18 protein-coding genes and 1 pseudogene are annotated in these 19,677 nt (G+C 74.5%); 6 read left to right on the top strand and 13 right to left on the bottom strand.

The genetic code is table 11. The features are described 5' to 3' along the window. Positions 1-11 precede the first annotated feature (11 nt). Positions 12-1,679, top strand: coding sequence for a sensor histidine kinase (locus tag LWC33_RS26805; protein WP_233307456.1), 1,668 nt, complete (start codon positions 12-14; stop codon positions 1,677-1,679). Here the strand turns inward: LWC33_RS26805 and LWC33_RS26800 are convergent. The 9 genes from LWC33_RS26800 to rimP all read right to left on the bottom strand — a co-directional run bounded on the left by LWC33_RS26800 (position 1,591) and on the right by rimP (position 11,080). Continuing rightward, the gene (locus LWC33_RS26800; protein ID WP_233307455.1) at positions 1,591-2,940 is read right to left on the bottom strand and encodes an MATE family efflux transporter; all 1,350 of its coding nucleotides are present in this window, start codon (positions 2,938-2,940) and stop codon (positions 1,591-1,593) included. The genes LWC33_RS26805 and LWC33_RS26800 overlap by 89 nt on opposite strands. 154 nt (positions 2,941-3,094) lie before the next feature. Further along, positions 3,095-3,652 (bottom strand): class I SAM-dependent methyltransferase, encoded by a 558-nt coding sequence (locus LWC33_RS26795; RefSeq protein ID WP_233307480.1) that lies wholly within the window; start codon positions 3,650-3,652, stop codon positions 3,095-3,097. A 187-nt stretch (positions 3,653-3,839) separates the two neighbouring features. Then, positions 3,840-4,820 carry a DHH family phosphoesterase gene (locus LWC33_RS26790; RefSeq protein WP_372476698.1) on the bottom strand — a complete coding sequence of 327 codons (981 nt, stop codon included), beginning with the start codon at positions 4,818-4,820 and terminating at the stop codon, positions 3,840-3,842. A 94-nt stretch (positions 4,821-4,914) separates the two neighbouring features. Further along, entirely contained in the window at positions 4,915-5,388 is a 474-nt protein-coding gene (gene rbfA / locus LWC33_RS26785; protein ID WP_233307454.1) for a 30S ribosome-binding factor RbfA, read from the bottom strand. Positions 5,389-5,457: 69 nt separating this feature from the next. Then, positions 5,458-5,751 (bottom strand): DUF503 domain-containing protein, encoded by a 294-nt coding sequence (locus tag LWC33_RS26780; RefSeq protein WP_232872306.1) that lies wholly within the window; start codon positions 5,749-5,751, stop codon positions 5,458-5,460. 89 nt (positions 5,752-5,840) lie between these two features. Beyond that, entirely contained in the window at positions 5,841-8,972 is a 3,132-nt protein-coding gene (infB, locus tag LWC33_RS26775) for a translation initiation factor IF-2 (protein ID WP_233307453.1), read from the bottom strand. A 97-nt stretch (positions 8,973-9,069) separates the two neighbouring features. Next, the gene (locus LWC33_RS26770) at positions 9,070-9,459 is read right to left on the bottom strand and encodes a YlxR family protein (RefSeq protein WP_372476697.1); all 390 of its coding nucleotides are present in this window, start codon (positions 9,457-9,459) and stop codon (positions 9,070-9,072) included. Then, on the bottom strand, positions 9,456-10,520 hold the full coding sequence (gene nusA / locus LWC33_RS26765; protein ID WP_233307452.1) for a transcription termination factor NusA: 1,065 nt from the start codon (positions 10,518-10,520) through the stop codon (positions 9,456-9,458). The genes LWC33_RS26770 and nusA overlap by 4 nt, the downstream gene beginning before the upstream one ends. Further along, positions 10,517-11,080 (bottom strand): ribosome maturation factor RimP, encoded by a 564-nt coding sequence (gene rimP, locus LWC33_RS26760; protein WP_233307451.1) that lies wholly within the window; start codon positions 11,078-11,080, stop codon positions 10,517-10,519. Before rimP ends, nusA begins: the two co-directional genes overlap by 4 nt. A gap of 119 nt (positions 11,081-11,199) precedes the next feature. Between rimP and LWC33_RS26755 the strand changes: the two genes are divergently transcribed. Beyond that, entirely contained in the window at positions 11,200-11,712 is a 513-nt protein-coding gene (locus LWC33_RS26755; RefSeq protein WP_233307450.1) for a hypothetical protein, read from the top strand. Next, entirely contained in the window at positions 11,709-12,158 is a 450-nt protein-coding gene (locus LWC33_RS26750; RefSeq protein WP_233307449.1) for a ferritin-like domain-containing protein, read from the top strand. The genes LWC33_RS26755 and LWC33_RS26750 overlap by 4 nt, the downstream gene beginning before the upstream one ends. A 76-nt stretch (positions 12,159-12,234) precedes the next feature. On the opposite strand, the gene LWC33_RS26745 is transcribed toward LWC33_RS26750, so the two are convergent. Further along, positions 12,235-13,251 (bottom strand): aminotransferase class V-fold PLP-dependent enzyme, encoded by a 1,017-nt coding sequence (locus LWC33_RS26745; protein ID WP_233307448.1) that lies wholly within the window; start codon positions 13,249-13,251, stop codon positions 12,235-12,237. Between the two features lie 317 nt (positions 13,252-13,568). Between LWC33_RS26745 and LWC33_RS26740 the strand changes: the two genes are divergently transcribed. After that, positions 13,569-13,979, top strand: coding sequence for a secondary thiamine-phosphate synthase enzyme YjbQ (locus LWC33_RS26740; RefSeq protein WP_233307447.1), 411 nt, complete (start codon positions 13,569-13,571; stop codon positions 13,977-13,979). A gap of 9 nt (positions 13,980-13,988) precedes the next feature. Here LWC33_RS26740 and LWC33_RS26735 read toward each other — a convergent pair whose 3' ends face one another. Continuing rightward, positions 13,989-14,312 carry a hypothetical protein gene (locus LWC33_RS26735; RefSeq protein WP_233307446.1) on the bottom strand — a complete coding sequence of 108 codons (324 nt, stop codon included), beginning with the start codon at positions 14,310-14,312 and terminating at the stop codon, positions 13,989-13,991. Positions 14,313-14,385: 73 nt separating this feature from the next. Between LWC33_RS26735 and LWC33_RS26730 the strand changes: the two genes are divergently transcribed. Beyond that, positions 14,386-15,240 (top strand): DUF8017 domain-containing protein, encoded by an 855-nt coding sequence (locus tag LWC33_RS26730; protein ID WP_233307445.1) that lies wholly within the window; start codon positions 14,386-14,388, stop codon positions 15,238-15,240. 168 nt (positions 15,241-15,408) lie between these two features. Here LWC33_RS26730 and LWC33_RS26725 read toward each other — a convergent pair. Together LWC33_RS26725 and LWC33_RS26720 are read right to left on the bottom strand one after the other, a co-directional pair. Then, positions 15,409-16,418: pseudogene (locus tag LWC33_RS26725) on the bottom strand (FAD-dependent oxidoreductase). Positions 16,419-16,532: 114 nt separating this feature from the next. Continuing rightward, positions 16,533-18,275 (bottom strand): proline--tRNA ligase, encoded by a 1,743-nt coding sequence (locus tag LWC33_RS26720; protein WP_233307444.1) that lies wholly within the window; start codon positions 18,273-18,275, stop codon positions 16,533-16,535. Between the two features lie 152 nt (positions 18,276-18,427). Between LWC33_RS26720 and LWC33_RS26715 the strand changes: the two genes are divergently transcribed. Continuing rightward, positions 18,428-19,648, top strand: coding sequence for an acyl-CoA dehydrogenase family protein (locus LWC33_RS26715; protein WP_233307443.1), 1,221 nt, complete (start codon positions 18,428-18,430; stop codon positions 19,646-19,648). Positions 19,649-19,677: the final 29 nt, after the last annotated feature.

The raw sequence follows: 19,677 nt of genomic DNA, 5'->3' as shown, positions 1-19,677 counted from the left end.
CAATCACCGGCGTGTCCCCCCGACCCCGCCGCGGTTCCCGCCTCGTCAGCCGGCTGCTCCTGCTGCAGCTCGTGACGGTGCTGGTGACCGTCGGCGGGGTCGCGGCGTTGGGGGTGTTCGGGACCCGCGAGCTCGAGTCCGCCGCGGCGGCCCGGCTCACCCTGGCGACCGCGCAGTCCGTGGCGGCCGACCCGCAGGTCGTCGCGACGGTCGCGGCGGGCGGGGGTTCGGGTGGGGACGTCATCGCGGTCTCCCGGACCCTGCAGCCCCTGGCCGAGCGGGTGCGGGCCGCGACCGGCACCGCGTTCGTCGTGATCATGACGCCCGACGGGGTGCGGTACAGCCACGCCGACCCGGACCGGATCGGTGGGGAGTACGTCGGCTCCATCGCCGAGGCCCGTGCCGGGCGGGCCTATACCGAGGACTATCCCGGCACCCTCGGACCGTCGGTCCGCACCGTGGTCCCGGTGACGGACCGGGGGCAGGTCGTCGGTCTGGTGTCCGTGGGTGTCCTGGAGACGCGGATCAGCGCGCTGGTGACGCGCGAGCTGCCCTGGATCCTGGCCGTGGCCGCCGGGGCGGTGGCGCTCGGCGCGTTCCTCGCCTGGCTGCTGGCCCGGCGCGTGCGGCGGCAGACGCTCGGACTGGAGCCCGAGGAGATCGCCGCCGCCTACACCCACCACGACGCCGTCCTGCGAGCCGTCCGCGAGGGTCTGATGGTGCTCGACCGGGACGGCCGGGTCGTGGTGCTCAACGCCGAGGCGCGGCGGCTGCTCGGCTTCACCCCCGACGAGCCCGTGGAGGGACGACGGCTGGTGGAGCTGGGCGTGGACCCCGCGCTGCGGGCGGTCACCCGGCTGGCCACCGGGGGCGTCGAGGACGTGCGCGACACCCTCACGCTCGCCGGCGAGCGGGTCCTGCTGCTCTCCCGCACGGCGGCCGGGCCGCGCGCCGGCGACGGCACCCGCGTCGTCACGCTGCGGGACCGGACGGAGCTGGCCGGGGTGCTGCGCGAGCGCGACGCCGCCCGGGACCGGGCCCGCGCACTGGCCGGGCAGGCCCACGAGTTCGCCAACCGGATGCAGACCGTGCTCACCCTCGTGCAGCTCGGCGACACCGACGACGCGCTGCGGGCCGGCACCGCGGCCGTCGACCGGGCGCGCGGGCCGGTGCTCGACACCGTGCACGACCCGGTGCTGGCCGCGCTGCTCACCGACAAGGCCTGGACCGCGAGCGAGCGCGGGATCGCCTTCACCGTCGACGACGCGAGCGAGGACCCGGTCCCGCTCGACCCGGACGACCTCGTCTCGCTCGTCGGCAACCTGGTCGACAACGCCCTCGACGCCGCCGAGGGCGCGCCCGACCCGCGGGTGCAGGTGCGCCTGGCCGACGGCGTGCTCGAGGTCGCCGACTCGGGGCCGGGCATCCCGCCCGAGGCCGCCGACGACGTCTTCGAGCACGGCTTCTCCACCAAGGAGGCCGGGCCGGACCGGCCGCGCGGGATCGGGCTGGCGCTGGTCGCGCGGATCGTGCGGCGGCTCGGCGGCACGGTCGAGGTGGTCCCGCGCGAGCCGGGGACGCTGTTCCGGGTCAGCCTGCCTCGTGGGTCGTCCCCAGCACCGCGCCCGGCACCGCCCAGCGTCCCGAGCGCGTCCGCAGGCCCACCGCCACGAACCTGATCAGCATGAACACCGACAGGCCGGTCCAGATCCCGACCAGCCCCCAGCCCGCGACCAGGGAGATCCAGATCAGCGGGAGGAACCCGCCGAGGGCCGCGAGCAGGGTCGAGGTGCGGAGGAACGCGGCGTCGCCGGCCCCGAGCAGCACGCCGTCGATCGCGAACACCACGCCCGCCACGGGTTGCAGCGCCACGAAGAACCACCAGGCCTGCGGGACGGTGTCCAGGGTGGCCGCGTCGGTGGTGAACAGGCCCGGCAGCACGGGGTAGAGCGCGGCGAACACGACCGCGAACACGATCCCCAGCACCAGCCCGTAGCGGATGACCTGCGCCGCCACGCCCTTGGCGTGCTCGGCCCCGCCCCCGCCCAGCGCCGCGCCGACGAGCGCCTGCGCGGCGATCGCGACGGCGTCGAGCACCAGGGCCTGGAAGTTCCACAGCTGCAGCACGACCTGGTGCGCCGCCACCGTCGAGGCCCCGAACCGGGCCGCCACCGCCGTGGCCGACAGGAAGCAGATCTGGAAGCCGGCGGTGCGCAGGATCAGGTCGCGGCCCATCGACAGCTGCGCGCGGATGAGCGACAGCCGCGGGAGCAGCGACACCTCGGGGTGCGCCTTCTTCTCCCGGGCGAGCGCGACCAGGAACAGCCCGGCGACGATGACCTGCGCCACCAGGTTCGCGACGGCCGAGCCCTCCAGGCCCCACCCCAGCCCGTGCACCAGTACCGGGCAGAGGACCGCGGAGAGCCCGTTGCCGGCGAGGACGTAGCGCAGCGGGCGCGCGGTGTCCTGGACCCCGCGCATCCAACCGTTGCCGGCGAGGGTGACGAGGATGAGCGGCGCCCCGAACAGCGCGATCCGCAGCCAGCTCACGGCGGCGTCGGCGACCGCGCCGCCGTCGCCCAGGGCGTTCGCGACCGGGCGCGCGACGAGCTGGCCGACCCCGAGCACCAGCAGCCCGACGCCCAGCGCCACCCACGTGGCCTGCACGCCCTCGACGACGGCCTCGGGCCGCCGGCCCGCGCCGTGCAGCCGGGCGGAGCGGGCGGTGGTGCCGTAGGACAGGAAGTTCAGAGCGGTGGTGACCTGCGCGAAGAGCACACCCGCAACGGCCAGCCCGGCCAGCGGGACCGCCCCCAGCCGCCCGACGACGGCGGTGTCGACCAGCACGTACAGGGGCTCGGCGGCCAGCACGGGCAGGGCCTGCACCGCGAGCCGGAGGACCTGCCGGGCGGGCACCCCCTCGTGATCGGGCGAACTCACCGCTCCATCGTTACACAGCGCTCGAACGCGGCCCTCAAGAGCGCATCATGGTTCCACACCGCGCAGATCGGGCGCCTGACCTCGCGTTATGGTTCCATAACGCGCAGACCGGGCGCTCGAGAGCGCGTTAAGGTTCCATACTGCGCTCGGCAGCCTAGGCGCTCCGGGGGCGGCGGCAGACGTAGGCGTAGGCCGGCGGGAGGTTGCGCCAGATCGTGCGGCTGACCACCACCTCGTCGAACACCTCCGACAGCATGCGCCGGAAGCGACGGGCCGTGGTCATCGGCGCGGTGTGGGTGTAGGCGAACGTCGCGAAGGCGCCGGTCGGGCCGATGGCCGCGGCGACCTGGTCGAGGATGGCGCGCTGGGTGTCGCCGCCGAACAGCGACCAGGGCAGCCCGCTCACCACGGCGTCGACGCGGGGCGCCGAGCGGGTGGCGAGCAGTCCGGTGAGGTGCGCGGCATTGCCGTCGACGACCTCCATGTCCGGACGGGTGCGGCGCAGGTAGGCGGCGAGGTGCGGGTCGAGCTCCACGGCGAGGTGCCGCGCGCCGGCCGGCAGCCGGTCGGCGATGGCCGCCGAGACCGACCCGGTGCCCGGCCCCAGCTCGACGACGGTGGGTGTGCCGTGCGTGGGGACCACCGAGGCCAGCAGGTCGGCCAGTCTCGGCGAGCTCGGGGCCACGGCTCCGATCTGGCCCGGGCGGCGCACGGCCGCGGCGAGGAACGCCCGCCGCGGGCCGGCGGCGAACGGCGATACGGTGCAGGTCGGGATGCTCCCGGCCACGCCACCCCGGGGGGTGGACGGGGCGGGGAGGGCGGGCTCAGCGGTCAAGTCGTCCTCCTCGTCGGGGCCGAGGGTACGCACCCCTCCCTGAGAACGAGGTGAACATCGCGGGTCAGCTGCGCCCTGATCGTCCCCGGGTGGCGAGCGCCGTCCGGATCGTCCCGAGGACCTCGTCCCGCGTGCCGTCGATGGTGAACCCGGCGGCCCGCGGATGCCCACCGCCGCCGAGCTCGACGGCCACCGCCGCGACGTCGACCGCACCGCGTGAGCGCAGCGAGACGGTCCAGCGGGTCCGGTCGACCTGCTTGAGCACCACGGTGACCTCGGCCTCGACGGCGGTCCGGACGTGGTCGACCACGCTCTCGACCTCCTCGGGCCGGAAGCGCCGGACGACGTCGAGCGGCACGGTGGCGTGCACCGTGGCGCGGCCCGCGGGCACGCCGGTCTCCAGCTCGGCCGTCGCGAGGATCCCGCCGAGGGCGCCGAGCCAGGCGAAGGGGTGCGAGTCGACGAGCCCGCGCATCAACGGCTCGACCTCGACCCCCGCCTCGACCAGCTCGGCGGCCAGCCGGTGCGGCCCCGGCCCGCCGATGCGGAAGCCGACGGTGTCGGTGGCCAGCCCCGCGTAGAGGCAGCGGCCGATCTCGGGGTCGAGCGGCGTGCCGAGCTCGGCGAGGATGCGCCGGACGAGCATCACGGTCGCCTCGGCGCGGGGGTCGAGCACCCGGACGGTGCCGAAGCCGGGGTTCGACGCGTGGTGGTCGACGAGGATCGACCGGCCCGCGGCCTCGACCCGCCCGGCGAGCACGCCGAGGCGGTGCAGGTCGGCGGTGTCGCAGGCGACCAGGACCTCCGGGGCCTCCGGCACGGCCGAGGCCGGGACCAGCAGGCCCGCACTGTCGAGCGCGCGCAGGGACTCGGGTGCGGGCTCGTCGCCGCCCCGCACGCCGAAGGACACCTGCACGGACTTCCCGCGCCGGTGCAGCGCCAGCCCCAGCGCGAGGGCGCTGCCGAGGCAGTCCGCGTCGGGCGACACGTGGCCCAGGACGACGACCTGCTCCGCGTCGCGCAGGACGGCGGCGGCGTCGCCCACCGCCCGGGTGACCGCGCGGTCGATCGCGGCGTCGGTGTCGTCCCGGTCGTCCGGGCCCAAGGCCGCGAACCGGGGTTGCGCGGTCACCGGTCCCTCACTCCTCCCCGGCCAGGGCGGAGTCGGAGAGGTCCTCCTGCTCACGCGGCGCCCGGTAGGGGTCGCTGTCGCCGGCGTGCCGGGCACCGGCGGCCAGCCGCGCGACCTCCGCGTCGGACTCGCGGGTCCGGGCCAGCAGCTCCTCCATCCGGCGGGCCTCGTCCGGGACCTCGTCGGCGACGAAGGCCAGGCTCGGGGTGTGGCGGATGCCGGTCTGCCGGCCCACCATCGTCCGCAGCACGCCCTTGGCGCTGTCGAGCGCGGCGGCGGCCCCCGCGGTGTCGGGCGCCTCGTCGACCGTGCGGCCGAGCACCGTGTAGTACACGGTGGCCTCGCGCAGGTCCCCGGTGACCCGGGTGTCGGTGATGGTCACCATCGCCAGGCGGGGGTCCTTCACCTCGTGCTCCAGCGCGCCAGCGACGATCTGCGAGATCCGCTTCGCCAGCCGTCGGGCGCGGGCCTGGTCCACCATGACGCGCTCCTCCCTGCGGGTCGTGCGCGGCGACCGTCGACGATCGACGGATCACCGCGCACGCGCCGTTCAATCCTCCGGTCCCAGCATCCGGTGCCGGGCGGACAGCAGTTCCAGCTCCGGGCGGGCGGCGACGAGCCGCTCGCAGGAGTCCAGCACCTCGGTGACGTGACCGGGGTCCGCGGCGACGCAGGACACCCCGATCAGGGCACGGCGGTGCAGGTTCAGGTGCCCGGCCTCGGCGGCGGACACCGCGAAGCGCCGCCGCAGCTCGGCCACGACGGGCCGGACGGCGGAGCGCTTCTGCTTGAGCGAGTGGACGTCCCCGAGCAGGACGTCCAGCTCCAGTGCTCCCACGTACATGCTCGAAAGACAGCGTCTTTCCGGAGAGTGGTCGTTCCGGGGAGTCGGGGACGGCACGCAGAGCGCGCCGCCCCCGACGACCAGGGCCGCTAGGCCCGGGGCTTCTCCCGCATCTCGAACGTCTCGATGACGTCGTCGACCTTGATGTCGCTGTACGTGCCCAGGGTCAGACCGCACTCGAAGCCCTCGCGGACCTCGACCACGTCGTCCTTGAAGCGGCGCAGCGAGCTGATCGGCAGGTTCTCCGCGATGACCACCGAGTCGCGCAGCAGGCGCCCGCGGGCGTTGCGGCGGATCTCGCCGTTCATCACGAGGCAGCCGGCGATCGTGCCGAACTTGGAGGACTTGAAGACCTCGCGGACCTCCGCGCGACCCAGCTCGACCTCTTCGTACTCCGGCTTGAGCATGCCCTTGAGAGCCTGCTCGATCTCCTCGATCGCCTGGTAGATCACCGAGTAGTAGCGGATCTCCACGCCCTCGCGGTTGGCCAGCTCCGTGGCCTTGCCCTCGGCACGGACGTTGAAGCCCATGACGATGACGTTGTCCGCGATCGCGAGGTTGATGTCGCCCTCGGTGATGCCACCGACGCCGCGGTGGATCACCCGCAGGTCGACGTCCTCACCCACGTCCAGCTTCATCAGGGCGTCCTCGAGGGCCTCGACGGTACCCGAGTTGTCACCCTTGATGATCAGGTTGAGGGTGCTGGTCTCCTTCAGCGCGGCGTCGAGGTCCTCGAGCGACACGCGCTTGCGGCGGCTGGCCAGCTCGGCGTTGCGCTCGCGCGCCCGCCGGCGGTCCGCGATCTGCCGGGCCACCCGGTCCTCGTCGACGACGAGGAACGTGTCGCCCGCACCCGGGACCGACGTCAGGCCGATGACCTGCACCGGACGCGACGGGAGCGCCTCGGTGACGTCCTCGCCGTGCTCGTCGACCATCCGCCGGACGCGCCCGGAGGCGTCGCCCGCGACGAGCGAGTCGCCGACGCGGAGCGTGCCGCGCTGGACCAGGACGGTCGCCACCGGACCACGGCCGCGGTCGAGGTGACCCTCGATCGTGACGCCCTGGGCCTCCATGTTCGGGTTGGCCCGCAGGTCCAGCGCCGCGTCCGCGGTCAGCAGGATCGCCTCGAGCAGCTGGTCGATGTTCGTCCCCTGCTTCGCGGAGATGTCGACGAACATCGTGTCGCCGCCGTACTCCTCCGCGACCAGGTTGTACTCGGTCAGCTGCTGGCGGATCTTCGACGGGTTGGCGCCCTCGACGTCGATCTTGTTCACCGCGACCACGATCGGCACGTCGGCCGCCTGGGCGTGGTTGATCGCCTCGACCGTCTGGGGCATGACGCCGTCGTCCGCCGCAACCACGATCACCGCGATGTCCGTGGACTTCGCCCCGCGGGCACGCATGGCGGTGAACGCCTCGTGACCCGGGGTGTCGATGAAGGTGATCGGACGCTCGATGCCCTCCAGCTCCGTCTGCACCTGGTAGGCGCCGATGTGCTGGGTGATGCCGCCGGCCTCGCCCTCGCGGACGTTCGCCTTCCGGATCGTGTCGAGCAGGCGCGTCTTACCGTGGTCGACGTGACCCATGATGGTCACGACCGGCGGCCGGACGGCCCAGTCCTCCTCGTCGCCCTCGTCGCCGAAGGAGATGTCGAAGCTGTCGAGCAGCTCGCGGTCCTCCTCCTCCGGGCTGACGACCTGGACGTTGTAGTTCATCTCGTTGCCGAGGAGCTCGAGCACCTCGTCGGCGACCGACGCCGTGGCCGTCACCATCTCGCCCAGGTGGAACAGCACCTGGACCAGCGACGCCGGGTTGGCGTTGATCTTCTCGGCGAAGTCGGTGAGCGACGCGCCGCGCGGCAGCCGGATCGTCTCGCCGCTGCCCTTGGGCAGGCGGACGCCGCCGACCGACGGCGCCTGCATCGAGTCGAACTCCTGGCGCTTCTGCCGCTTCGACTTGCGGCCCTTGCGCGCCGGACCGCCGGGACGCCCGAAGGCACCCGCGGTACCGCCGCGGCCACGACCGCCGCCGCCACCGGGACGACCGCGGAAGCCGCCGCCCGCCGGGGCACCGCCGCCACCGCCGCCGGGGCCACCGCCACCGGGACGGAAACCGCCGCCACCGCCGCCGGGACGACCACCGGGACCGCCGGGACGGCCACCGGGGCCACCACGACCACCGGGGCCACCACGACCACCGGGCGCGGGACGCCCACCGGCCGGGCGGGCCGGCATCATGCCGGGGTTCGGACGCGGGGGCATGTTGCCCGGGCTCGGCCGTGAGCCGCCGCGACCGGCCTCACCGGAACGCTGCGGGGGCCGCGGGCCACCGGCACCGGGGCCGGGACGCGGGGCGCCGCCCTCGCGGCCGCCGCCACCCTGCCGACCCTCGCCACCCTGCTGGGGCGGCGGGCCCGGACGCGGAGCGGCCGGACGCGGCGGGGCGCCGGAGCCGACGCCGAACGGGTTGTTGCCGACGCGCGGCTGCCGCGGGCCGGGCTTCGGCGCGCGCGGGGGCACGGTGCCGGCACCGGAACCGCCCGACGCCGCCGCGGGCTGCTGCCGCGGGGCGTCCGGACGCGGACCCGGACGGGGGCCGCCGGTCTGCGGGGCCTGCTGGCCACCGCCCTGACCGCCCTGATCGCCCTGCTGACCACCCTGCGGGGCGGGCCGCTGCTGGGGGCCGGGACGCGGACCCGGACGCGGGCCGGGCTGGGCCGGACGCTGCTCGGAACGCTGCTCCGACGGGCGCTGCTCCGCGGGGGGCTGCTCCGCCGGGCGCTCGGGAGCGGGCGCCGACGCGGACGCGGCCGGCGCCTCCGGGCGCGGGCCGGGACGAGGACCGGGCCGCGGGCCCGGACCGGGAGTGGGCGCGCCGGAGCGCGACGGGCCGGGGGTCGCACCGGTCGACCCCGGCGCTGAACCGGGCGTCGCACCGCCGGACGGGCCCGCCGGCGCCGCGGGGCGCGGACGGGAACCCGGGGCGGGCGCACCCGAGGACTGACCGGGACGGGGGCGGCCACCGCCGCCACCGGGGACCCCACGACGGGGGCCGCCACCGTTGCCGGCCATGGAGTCGCGCAGCTTGCGCGCGACGGGGGCCTCGACGGTGGAGGACGGGGACTTCACGTACTCCCCGAGATCAGCAAGCTTGCTCAGAACCTGCTTGCTGGAGATACCGAGCTCCTTCGCGAGCTCGTGCACACGGGCCTTGCCTGCCACTGCTCTCCTCTTGCTGTAGAGAGGCCGGGCGGCAGGTGTCCGCTCGACCTCGAACCTAGAGTCGATGCACGTTCATGGTGCGATCTTCACGACTGGCTCATGACGGGTCGACCTTGCTTTCCGTGAATGACGGAACCGGGACTGTCCCGATCCCCTCCTGTTGCACCCCACCGGAATCCGCCGCCGGAGCGGCGCGGGTCCCGTCGAGGTACGACCTGACCGCGGCCACCGAGAGCGGGCCCGGGACACGCAGTGCCCGCGGGAACGCCGATCGGCGCTCGGCCCGGTCGAGACATCCCGCGGCGGGGTGCACCCAGGCACCCCGGCCGGGGAGGCGCCGGCGGGGGTCCGGGACCAAGGCCCCGTCCACCGCGACGACGCGCAACAGACCGGTGGCCTGCTCCCGGGTGCGACACCCGACACAGGTGCGGACGGGTCCCTGCGCCCGGTTGCGGGCCGTGGTCGAGTGTAGCGCGTCCTCCTTCAGCCGACCGACTCCGTCCCCGAGGTGCGCGCCACGGGGGACTCGTCCTCCGGGGTCGCGTCGAGCTCTGTCCGACCGGCCCGCGCGCGGGGGTCCGCGTCGCTGCGGATGTCGATCCGCCAGCCGGTCAGACGGGCTGCGAGCCGGGCGTTCTGCCCTTCCTTGCCGATGGCGAGGGACAGCTGGAAGTCCGGCACGACCACCCGGGCGGTCCGGGTCCGCGCGTCGACCACCGTGACCGACACCACCTTCGACGGCGAGAGCGCGTTGCCGACGAACGTCGCCGGATCCTCCGACCAGTCGATGATGTCGATCTTCTCGTCGTGCAGCTCGCTCATGACGTTGCGCACCCGCTGGCCCATCGGGCCGATGCAGGCGCCCTTCGGGTTGACCCCGGAGACCTTGGACCGCACCGCGATCTTCGACCGGTGCCCGGCCTCGCGGGCGACGGCGACGATCTCCACCGACCCGTCGACGAGCTCCGGGACCTCCAGCGCGAACAGTTTGCGCACGAGGTTGGGGTGCGTGCGGCTCAACGTGATCTGCGTGCCGCGCATTCCCCGGCTGACGCCCACGACGTAGCAGCGGATCCGGTCGCCGTGCTCGTAGCTCTCCCCCGGCACCTGCTCGGTCGGGGGCAGCACACCCTCGATCTGGCCCAGGGAGACCACGACCACGCCGCGGGCGTTCGCGCGGGCGTCGCGCTGGATCACCCCGGAGACGATCTCGCCCTCCTGGGCGGCGAACTCGCCGTAGGTGCGCTCGTGCTCGGCGTCGCGCAGCCGCTGGACGATGACCTGCCGCGCGGTGGTCGCGGCGATCCGGCCGAAGCCCTCCGGGGTGTCGTCCCACTCGGGGCCGGGCTCACCGTCCTCGCCGACCTCGTGCGCCATGACCCGGACCAGCCCGGTCTTGCGGTCGATGTCGATCCGCGCGTGCGGCTGATGGCCCTCGGTGTGCTTGTACGCCGTGAGCAGGGCGGTCTCGATGGCCTCGATGACCGTGTCGAACGGGATCTCCTTCTCCCGCTCGATGGCCCGCAGCGCCGCGATGTCGACGTTCATGCCTGCTCCTCGTTCCCCGGGTCCGCCCCGCCGTCCCCGTCGAGCGCCTCGACCTCCGCCTTCGGCGGCGCCTTGAACTCCACCTGCACCACCGCCCGGGTCACGTCGGCGTAGCGCAGCTCCCGCGGGTGCGGCTTCTTCGCGCCCGCCTCCACCACGGTGACCGACTCCGGCCCCGCGCGCCCGGCGCGCACCTCGATCGTCTCGCCGCCGGCCAGCGTCACCCGGACCAGGCGCAGGTGCGCCCGCCGCCAGTGCAGCGGCCGGGTGAGCGGGCGGTCGATGCCCGGGGAGGTCACCTCGAGTGTGTACGAGCCCGCGATCAGGTGCTCGTGCCGGTCCAGCTCCGTCGCGGCCGAGCGGCTCAGCCGGGCGATCGCGTCGAGCCCCACGCCGGTCTCCTCGGCGTCCTCGGGCACGTCGACGACCACCTTCACGGTGTGCTTGCGCCCGGCGGCCCGGACCTCGACGTCCTCGATCTCGAACCCGGCGTCGGCGACGACGGGCTCCAGCACACCGCGCAGGGTGCCGGTGAGCTGATCGGGGGCGGGGCTCGGCATGGATCTCCTTCGCGGGCGCTCGGCAGGTCGCAACGGCCGTCCAGACTATCGCGGACGGCCGGAGGGACCGCCGGACCCGTGCCCCGCCGTCGCAACGGCGGCTGGCAGGATGCCGGGCTGTGCACTCCGGCCCTCCGCCCCGCCCGGCAGCCCCGCCGCTGACCCGCCGGCGGGCGTTGTCGCTGGGGCTGGCGGCGGGCGGCCTCGGACTCGCCGCCCCGGTGCTCGCCGGGTGCGCCGCCGGCTCCTCCGACGGCCCGGACCCGCTGATCCCGCTGGTCACCCGGGCCCGGTCGGACGCCGCCCTGGTCACCGCCGTGATCACGGCCGACCCGTCGCTGACCGGGCAGCTCGACCCGCTCCGCTCGGCCCGCTCCGACCACGCCGCGACGCTCGAGCAGGAGATCGCCCGGGTCGCCGGCACCACCGCGTCCCCCACCCCGGCCGCGGCGCCGACCGCCCCGCAGGCGGGCGCGGACCTGAACGCGGTGCGCCAGGCCGTGGCCGACGCGGCGCGCGAGGCCGCCGGCCTGGTGGGCACCGTCCCGATCGCACGGGCCGGGCTGGTCGGCTCCGTCGCCGCCTGCTGCGCGGCCTACACCGCGGTGCTGGGGGCGGCGCAGACCTCATGAGCGTCCCGATCGACGACGAGGCGATCACGGCCCTGCAGGGCGCCCTGGCCGCCGAGCACGCCGCCCTCTGGTCCTACACGCTGATCCTCGCGTTCGTGCCCGGGGACCAGGCCGTCGAGGCGCGCCAGGACATCACCGCGCACCGCACCCTGCGCAGCCAGGTCGAGCAGACGCTCACCGACGTCGGGGCGCGGCCGGTGTCGGCACAGCCGGCGTACGCCACTCCCGTGCCGGTGACCGACGCACTCTCCGCCGGGAAGCTCGCGGTGACCGCGGAGGCCGACGCGCTCGCGGCCTGGCGCTCCGTGCTGGAGCACACCACCAACCAGCAGTTGCGGGTCGCGGCGCTCACGGCGCTGTCGGAGGGGACGGTCCGCGCCTCGCGCTGGCGGGCCGCCACGGGCACCGCCCCCGTCATCCCCTCCCTCCCCGGCATCGTCCGCTGAGGCTTCCGCGAGTCGCGCTGTGAGCTCCCGCGAGTCGCGAATACCAGCAGGCGAGTCGGGAGATCCCGGGTGAGGCTCAGGTGAGGGCGGCGAGGGCGCGGTCGACGTCGTCGTCGGTGCTGTAGAGGCCGAACGAGAGCCGGGCCCCGCCCCCGCGCGCGGTCGCGACGATCCCGGCGTCGACGAGCCGGCGCGCCGCGTCCGGCACACTCACGTGCACGATCGCCGAGCCGGCGGGCGGGAGGCCGAGGCCCGCGCGGAACCGGTCGGCCAGGCCCGCGCAGTGCGTGCGCACGGCGGCGAGATCGAGCCCGGCGAGCCAGCCGAGCGACTCGGCGGCGCCGACGTGGCAGTACCAGGCCGGCGACGTGTCCAGCCCGCGCGCCTCGGCGGCCAGCTTCGGCGGCAGGCCCGTGGTGCTGTTCCACGGGTCCTCGGCGGCGTACCAGTTCGCGGCGTGCGGGACGAGCTCGAGCTCCGGGTGAACCGCCATCCATGCGGCGCCGCGCGGGGCGAAGAGCCACTTGTAGCAGGCGCCCGCGACCGCGTCGGCCCAGCCGAGGTCCAGTGGCATCCACCCGGCGGCCTGGGTGACGTCGAGCAGGACTCGGGTGCCCGACGCGCGGGCGGCGCGCAGGGCGTCGAGGTCGGCGAGCCTGCCGTCGAGGGACTGGACCACGCTGACGGCGACGACGTCGGCCTCCGGCGCCCGCTCCCCGAGCTCCTCGAGCGGCACCTCGGTGACCGTGATCCCGCGGCCCTGCACGGCGAACGGGTAGCTGACGCTGCTGAACTCGCCCTCCACCACGAGGACCTGCGCCCCGTCGGGCGTCGCGGCCGCGACGAGACCGACCAGCGGCGACACCGAACCCGCCACCGCGACCCGGTCGGCGCCGACCCCCACGAGGCGGCCGAACGCCGCGCGGGCCCCGGCCACCGCGCCGTCGAAGTCGGTAGCCCGGCCGGTCCCGTGCCGCCAGGCGTCGAGGGCGCGGTCGACGGCGTCGGCCGTCTCGCGCGGCGGGACCCCGACGCTCGCGGTGTTGAGGTAGCCGTCGGGCATGTCGAAAATCCGTCCGAACGCCTCTCGCACACCCCGAACCCTACGGCGGAGCGCCGCGGTGGAGGGAATTCCGCCGGCGTGGCGACCCGAAGGACCGCGACTGCCGACTCGCCGAAACCCACAGCCCGACTCGCGGAAACCCACAGCCCGACTCGCGGAAACCCACAGCCCGACTCGCGGAAACCCACAGCCCGACTCGCCGAAACCCACAGCCCGACTCGCCGAAACCCACAGCCCGACTCGCCGAACCCACAGCCCGACTCGCGGGAGCCCACGGAGCGACTCGCAGGAGGGCGCGGCGCGGCTCGCGGGAGGTCGGGTGGACGGGGCTCTCCTAGGGTCGGGGCATGCACAGCGAGCTGATCGACGTCCGCACCGGCGGCGAGGAGCGGGTCGTCGACCTGACCTCGCGCATCACCGACCACCTGCGCTCCGTCGAGGCGCGGGAGGGTCTGCTCAACGTCTGGGTGCCGCACGCCACCGCGGGCGTCGCGGTGATCGAGACCGGCGCCGGCAGCGACACCGACCTGCTCACCGCGCTCCGCGACCTCCTGCCGGCCGACGACCGCTGGACCCACCGCCACGGCAGCCACGGGCACGGCCGCGACCACGTGCTGCCGGCGATCGTCGCGCCCTCGATGTCGGTCCCGGTGATCGACGGCGAGCTCGCCCTCGGCACCTGGCAGTCGGTGTGCCTGGTGGACACCAACGTCGACAACGCGGTGCGGTCGGTGCGCCTGTCGTTCCTGCCCGGCTGACCGGCCGGATCAGAGGTCGCGCACGGTGCGGACGGCGGCGGCGAGGCCGGTGGCGGGGCGCATCTCGCGCAGCCGGTGGATCGCGGCGACCTCACCCTGCCGCCGCTTCACCTCGCGGATCTCGGCGACCTCGTCGTCGTCCAGGTCCACGGGCAGGTGGGCGACGGTGATGCGGCGCAACGGCTCCACCATGAGCAGGGCCGCGGCGGCCACGACCCCCGCGGCGGTGTAGGCGCCGCTCAGGACCAGGACGAGCGCCGCCAGCAGCCCGACCGCCGGGATCGCCCAGAGCAGCCACGGCATCCGCCGGCGCAGCGCGTCCACCACGTCCACGGCGGAAGGACACCACACCCGGGCCGCGCCCGCCACCATGATCGGGAGTGCGCTCCGCGCTACCCTCCGCGACGTGCACGGACCGGACGAGCCGCGCCGGCCTGCGGAGGGCCCGGAGCCCACCCCGTCCGACGCCCCGCAGTACCCCGGCCAGCGCTACCCCGCCGTCCCGGGGCGCGAGGGCGAGCCCGAGATCCCGGGCGAGCAGCCCTGGGGTCCGCTGCCCCCGTTCGACATCCCGCCACAGTCAGCAGGGTCGTGGGCTCCGCCTGTCGAGCAGCGGGAACAGCACACCGGTCGATGGATCGCCGGCCTCACCGCGGTGATCGTGCTGGCCCTGGCGGCGATCGGCGGCGGCGCGTGGTTCCTCGGCGCCGCGCTCTCGGGCCCGACCGTGCCGGCGGACTACCGGCCCGTCGAGACCCCGTACCTGACCTACGCCGTGCCCGGCGACTGGACCCCGCTCGGCGGCGTCGCCGCCCGCGGGCTCGGGGTCGCCTTCACCGGCGGTGCCGACGCGCCCGGCTACGTCTGCGGTGGTGCCCCCTACAAGCGCGGTACCGCCACCAGCGCACTCGTGCAGGCCCCCGACGACCCGGCGACCCTCGCCCGGCGCTTCGCCACCGACTTCGGCCGCTCCTTCTACACGAGCACCGCCGGCCAGGGCCCGCGCGTGGCGGTGAGCGAGCCCCGGACCGTGGAGATCGGCGACGCGACCGGGGTCGTCGTCGAGGCCGTCTCCACCACCCCGACCGACGACGGCTGCCTCGCCACCGAGGGCCGCACGGCGGTGCTCGCGGTGCCGGCCGCGGGCGGCACCGCGCTCCTGGTCGCGAACGCGGACACGAGGGGCGGCCCGGCATCGCCGCTGCTCGTCCCACCCTCCACCGTGGACGACATCATCGGCACCGCCGCGCTGCCGCGATGAGTCCCGCCCGGTAACGCCGCCGCGAGCGAGCGGCGCCGCCTCCCTGTTCTGGGCCGCCAACACCGCCCTGTCCTTCGGCTGCTACCTGCGCCGCAGCGACGGTGACATGGCCGCGCTCTACGACTGGTGGAGCGCCGACGACTTCCGCGCGCCCGGTCGCTGAGGTGGTCAGCCCACCTGCGACAGCTCCACCATCTCCTCGCGCGACACCACCTCGATCCGCTCGCGGCCTCGTTCCTCGCCGAGCCCGCGCTCGTGCTCGTCCAGCTGCAGCCAGCCGTCCCACGTCGTGTAGCGGACGCCCCGCTCCTCCAGCAGCTCGACGACGGCGGCCGGGTCCGGCACCGGGGCGGGAACGAGGTCGTCGGCGTCGGCCAGGAGGCTGCCGACGGTCTCCAGGGCGCAGCTCGTGGTGTGCCCGATCAGCCCGACGGGTCCGCGCTTGATCCAGCCGCAGGCGTGGACGCCGGGGACGTGCTGGTCGTCGAAGTCGAGGACCCGGCCCGCGGCGTGGGGCAGGGTGCCGGACAGCGCGTCGAACGGCGGTCCAGCTCGCGCAGCTCCGTCGGCGTGAAGCGGGCCTGGGCGAGGCCCCGGCGGGCGAAGACGTGCACGTCGGTGGCCCGGTTCGCGGCGAGCCCGCGGTGCACGTTGTCCGGGATCTCGGTGACGAGCATGTCCTCGGCCTGCTTGGCCAGCACCCGGGCGACGTCGAGGGCCACGTTGCCGGCCCCGATCACGCCGACGTGCCGCGCCCCGAGGGACCAGTCGCGCGGGACGTCCGGGTGGCCGTCGAACCACTTCACGAAGTCGGCCGCGCCGTGGCTGCCGGGCAGGTCGATCCCGGGGATGTCGAGGTCCCGGTCCCGCTCGCAGCCGGTGGCGACCACGACGGCGTCGTAGAGCATCCGGACGTCGGAGAGCGAGAGGTCGCGCCCGTAGGCGACGTTGCCGAACAGCCGCACCCCCGGCCTGCTCAGCACGCCGTGCAGGGCCCCGACGATCCCCTTGATCCGCGGGTGGTCGGGCGCGACGCCGTCGCGCACCAGACCGAAGGGCGCCGGGAGCCGGTCGAACAGGTCGATCGAACAGGGCGTGCCGGACTTCATCAGCGTGTCGGCGGTGTAGATCCCCGCCGGTCCGGCCCCGATGACGGCGATGCGCAGCTCACGCCCCATACCCGCTCCTCGCTCGTGTCGATCCACTCCGACCGTAGCGAAGAAAGGTGAGCCTTACCTAATGAAGACGATCAGACCCTGCGGGCGGCCCCGGCGACCACCGCGTCGGCGCGCTCAGCCGCGGACAAGGGCGGCGAGCACCTCTGCGGCACCCTCGCGCGCGATCTCGGAGCGCTCGCCGGTCCGGCGGTCCTTGACCTCGAGCTTCCCCTCGGCCAGGCCGCGGCCCACGACGACGATCGTGGGCACGCCGATCAGCTCGGCGTCGGCGAACTTCACGCCCGGGCTGGCCTTGCGGTCGTCGAGGATCACCTGCAGGCCCGCGGCCTCCAGCTCGGCGGCGACGGCCTCGCCGCCCTCGAGCAGCTCCACGCTCTTGCCGGCGACCACGACGTGCACGTCGAACGGCGCCACCGCGCGCGGCCACACCAGACCGGACCCGTCGTGGTTCTGCTCGGCGATCGCCGCGACGAGCCGCGAGACGCCGATCCCGTAGGAACCCATGGTGATCCGGACGGGCTTGGAGTCCGGCCCGAGCGCGTCGAGGGCGAAGGCGTCGGCGTACTTGCGGCCGAGCTGGAAGATGTGCCCGATCTCGATGCCGCGCGCGGCCTCCAGCACCCCGGTGCCGTCCGGCGAGGGGTCGCCGGCGCGGACCTCGGCGGCCTCGATGGTGCCGTCGGGGGTGAAGTCCCGGCCCGCCACGAGGTCGACGACGTGGTGGTCCGCCTTGTCCGCCCCCGTCACCCACGCCGTGCCGGTGACGATCCGCGGGTCGACGAGGTAGCGCACCCCGTTGGTCTGCAGCGACTCCGGCCCGATGTAGCCCTTGACCAGGAAGGGGTTGGCCGTGAAGTCCTTCTCCTCCAGCAACGCCACCTCGGCCGGCTCCAGCGAGGCCTCGAGACGCTTCATGTCGACCTCGCGGTCCCCGGGCACGCCGATCCCGAGCAGCTCCCACTCGGCCGCGCCCGGCTGCCTCGTCTTGACCAGTACGTTCTTCAGCGTGTCCGCCGCGGTGAACGTCCGGTCCGTGTGCGCGTTGAGGTAGTCGACCAGCGTCTCGATCGTCGGGGTGTCCGGCGTGTGGTGGACGACGGCGGCCGGCTTGTCCTCGACGGGCAGCGCGGGCGGCACCGGGGTCGTCACGGCCTCGACGTTCGCCGCGTACCCGCCCGGGCCGCGGACGAAGGTGTCCTCACCGGTCTCCGACTCGGCCAGGAACTCCTCCGACGCCGAACCGCCCATCGCACCGGACGTGGCCGCGACGATGACGTACTGCAGCCCGAGCCGGTCGAAGATGGTGATGTACGCCTTGCGGTGCTTGGCGTAGGACTCGGAGAGCCCCTCGTCGGACAGGTCGAAGGAGTACGAGTCCTTCATGAGGAACTCGCGGCCGCGCAGGATGCCCGCACGGGGCCGCTCCTCGTCCCGGTACTTGGTCTGGATCTGGTACAGGATGACCGGGTAGTCCTTGTACGAGGAGTACTCGCCCTTCACCGCGAGCGTGAACAGCTCCTCGTGCGTGGGGCCGAGCAGGTAGTCGCCGCCCTTGCGGTCCTTGAGCCGGAACAGGTTCGGCCCGTACTCGGTCCAGCGGTGCGTGGCCTCGTACGGCTCGCGGGGCAGCAGCGCGGGGAACTGGATCTCCTGGGCGCCCATGGCGTCCATCTCCTCGCGCACGACGTTCTCGACGCGCCGCAGCACCTTGAGCCCGAGCGGCAGCCAGGAGTAGACGCCCGGGGCCACGCGGCGGACGTAGCCCGCGCGGACCAGCAGCTTGTGGCTGGGCACCTCCGCGTCGGCCGGGTCCTCGCGGAGGGTGCGGAGGAACAGCGACGACATCCTGGTCAACACGCTGAGCAGGGTACTGAGGGTGTCCGGGACACCTCATCCCGGTTCCGCCCATCTCAGAGTGAGACCTCCGCAGAGGGGGCCCGCCGGGTTCTGATGATCCGGCAAGGCCGCGACGACGGCGTCCGGCCCCCGCCGAGAAGGACGGTGTGCACATGACCGCGACCGCGGAACGCGCCGAGAAGACCGGGCCGGCCGACCGGCCCTCCGCCGAGGAGCTGATCGCCCGCGCCGAGGCCCTCGTCCCCGTGCTGCGCGAGCGCGCCCAGCACTGCGAGGAGCTGCGCCGGGTCCCCGACGAGACCATGGCCGACCTGACCGGGGCCGGGCTGTTCGACCTGGTCGCGCCGCGCAGCATCGGCGGGTACGGCTACGGGATGCGCGAGTTCGGCACGATCACCCGGATCCTCGCGCAGGGCTGCGCCTCCACGGCCTGGGTCTACTCGTTCCTCGTCGTGCACAACGTCTCGCTGGTCCAGGACACCCCGCACCTGCTGCACGGGAAGGCGTTCGCCCCGTGCGCCCTGTCCGCGGGCTTCCAGGCCACCCCCTCCGGCACGGCGGTGCCGGTCGAGGGCGGGTGGCGGCTCACCGGGAAATGGCCCTTCGCCAGCGGGATCATGAACTCGGAGTACTCGCTGCTCATCACCATCGAGGACCGCGGCGACGGCAGCGAGCCCGCGCTGCTCGGCCTGGTGGTCGACGTCGCCGACGTGACGATCCACGACGTCTGGCACATGTCCGGGATGAAGGGCACGGGCTCCAACACGTTCTCCTGCGAGGACCTCTTCGTGCCCGCCGACCGGCAGTGGACCGTGTTCGGGCAGGAGCCGATCCACCCGCTCGACCACGGCGACGACCGGCCGCTCGAGGGCTTCTCGATGATCCGGATGTTCGACGTCCTCCTCGCCGCCGTCGCGGTCGGCTCCGCGGAGGCCTGCCTCGCCGACTACAAGCAGCGGATCCTGACCCGCACCGTCGGCTTCGGGCTCGGCCCGCAGCGCGAGCACCGCGAGGCCTGGGTGCGCTACGGCGACGCGGTCACCCGCACCCGGATCGCCCGTCTCGTCTGGGACGAGACCCACCGCGTGGTCACCGAGCTCGCCGACGCCGGGGAGAAGGCGTCCCTGGAGCAGGCCTGCCTGCTGCGGATGGCCTCGCCGCGGATCTGCCAGCTCGCCCGCGAGGCGATCGACACCATGCTCGACGGCGCCGGCTCCAGCGTGAACGAGCTGCGCAGCCCCTTCCAGCGCTACAAGCGCGACGTCGACACCCTCAAGAGCCACTCCTACCTGCACTGGGACGGCGCGGCGGTCACCGCGGGCGCGGCGCTCCTCGGCGTCACCGACGAGCCCGACGGCCTCCTGCTGGTGTGAGCCAGGCGTGGGGGGGGGGGGGGGGTGGG

It is taken from the genome of Pseudonocardia terrae, assembly GCF_021343995.1.
GTDB classification, from domain to species: domain Bacteria; phylum Actinomycetota; class Actinomycetes; order Mycobacteriales; family Pseudonocardiaceae; genus Pseudonocardia; species Pseudonocardia terrae.
Note: the sequence above shows the minus strand (reverse complement) of the source record. Positions and strands in the feature narration are given on the sequence as shown.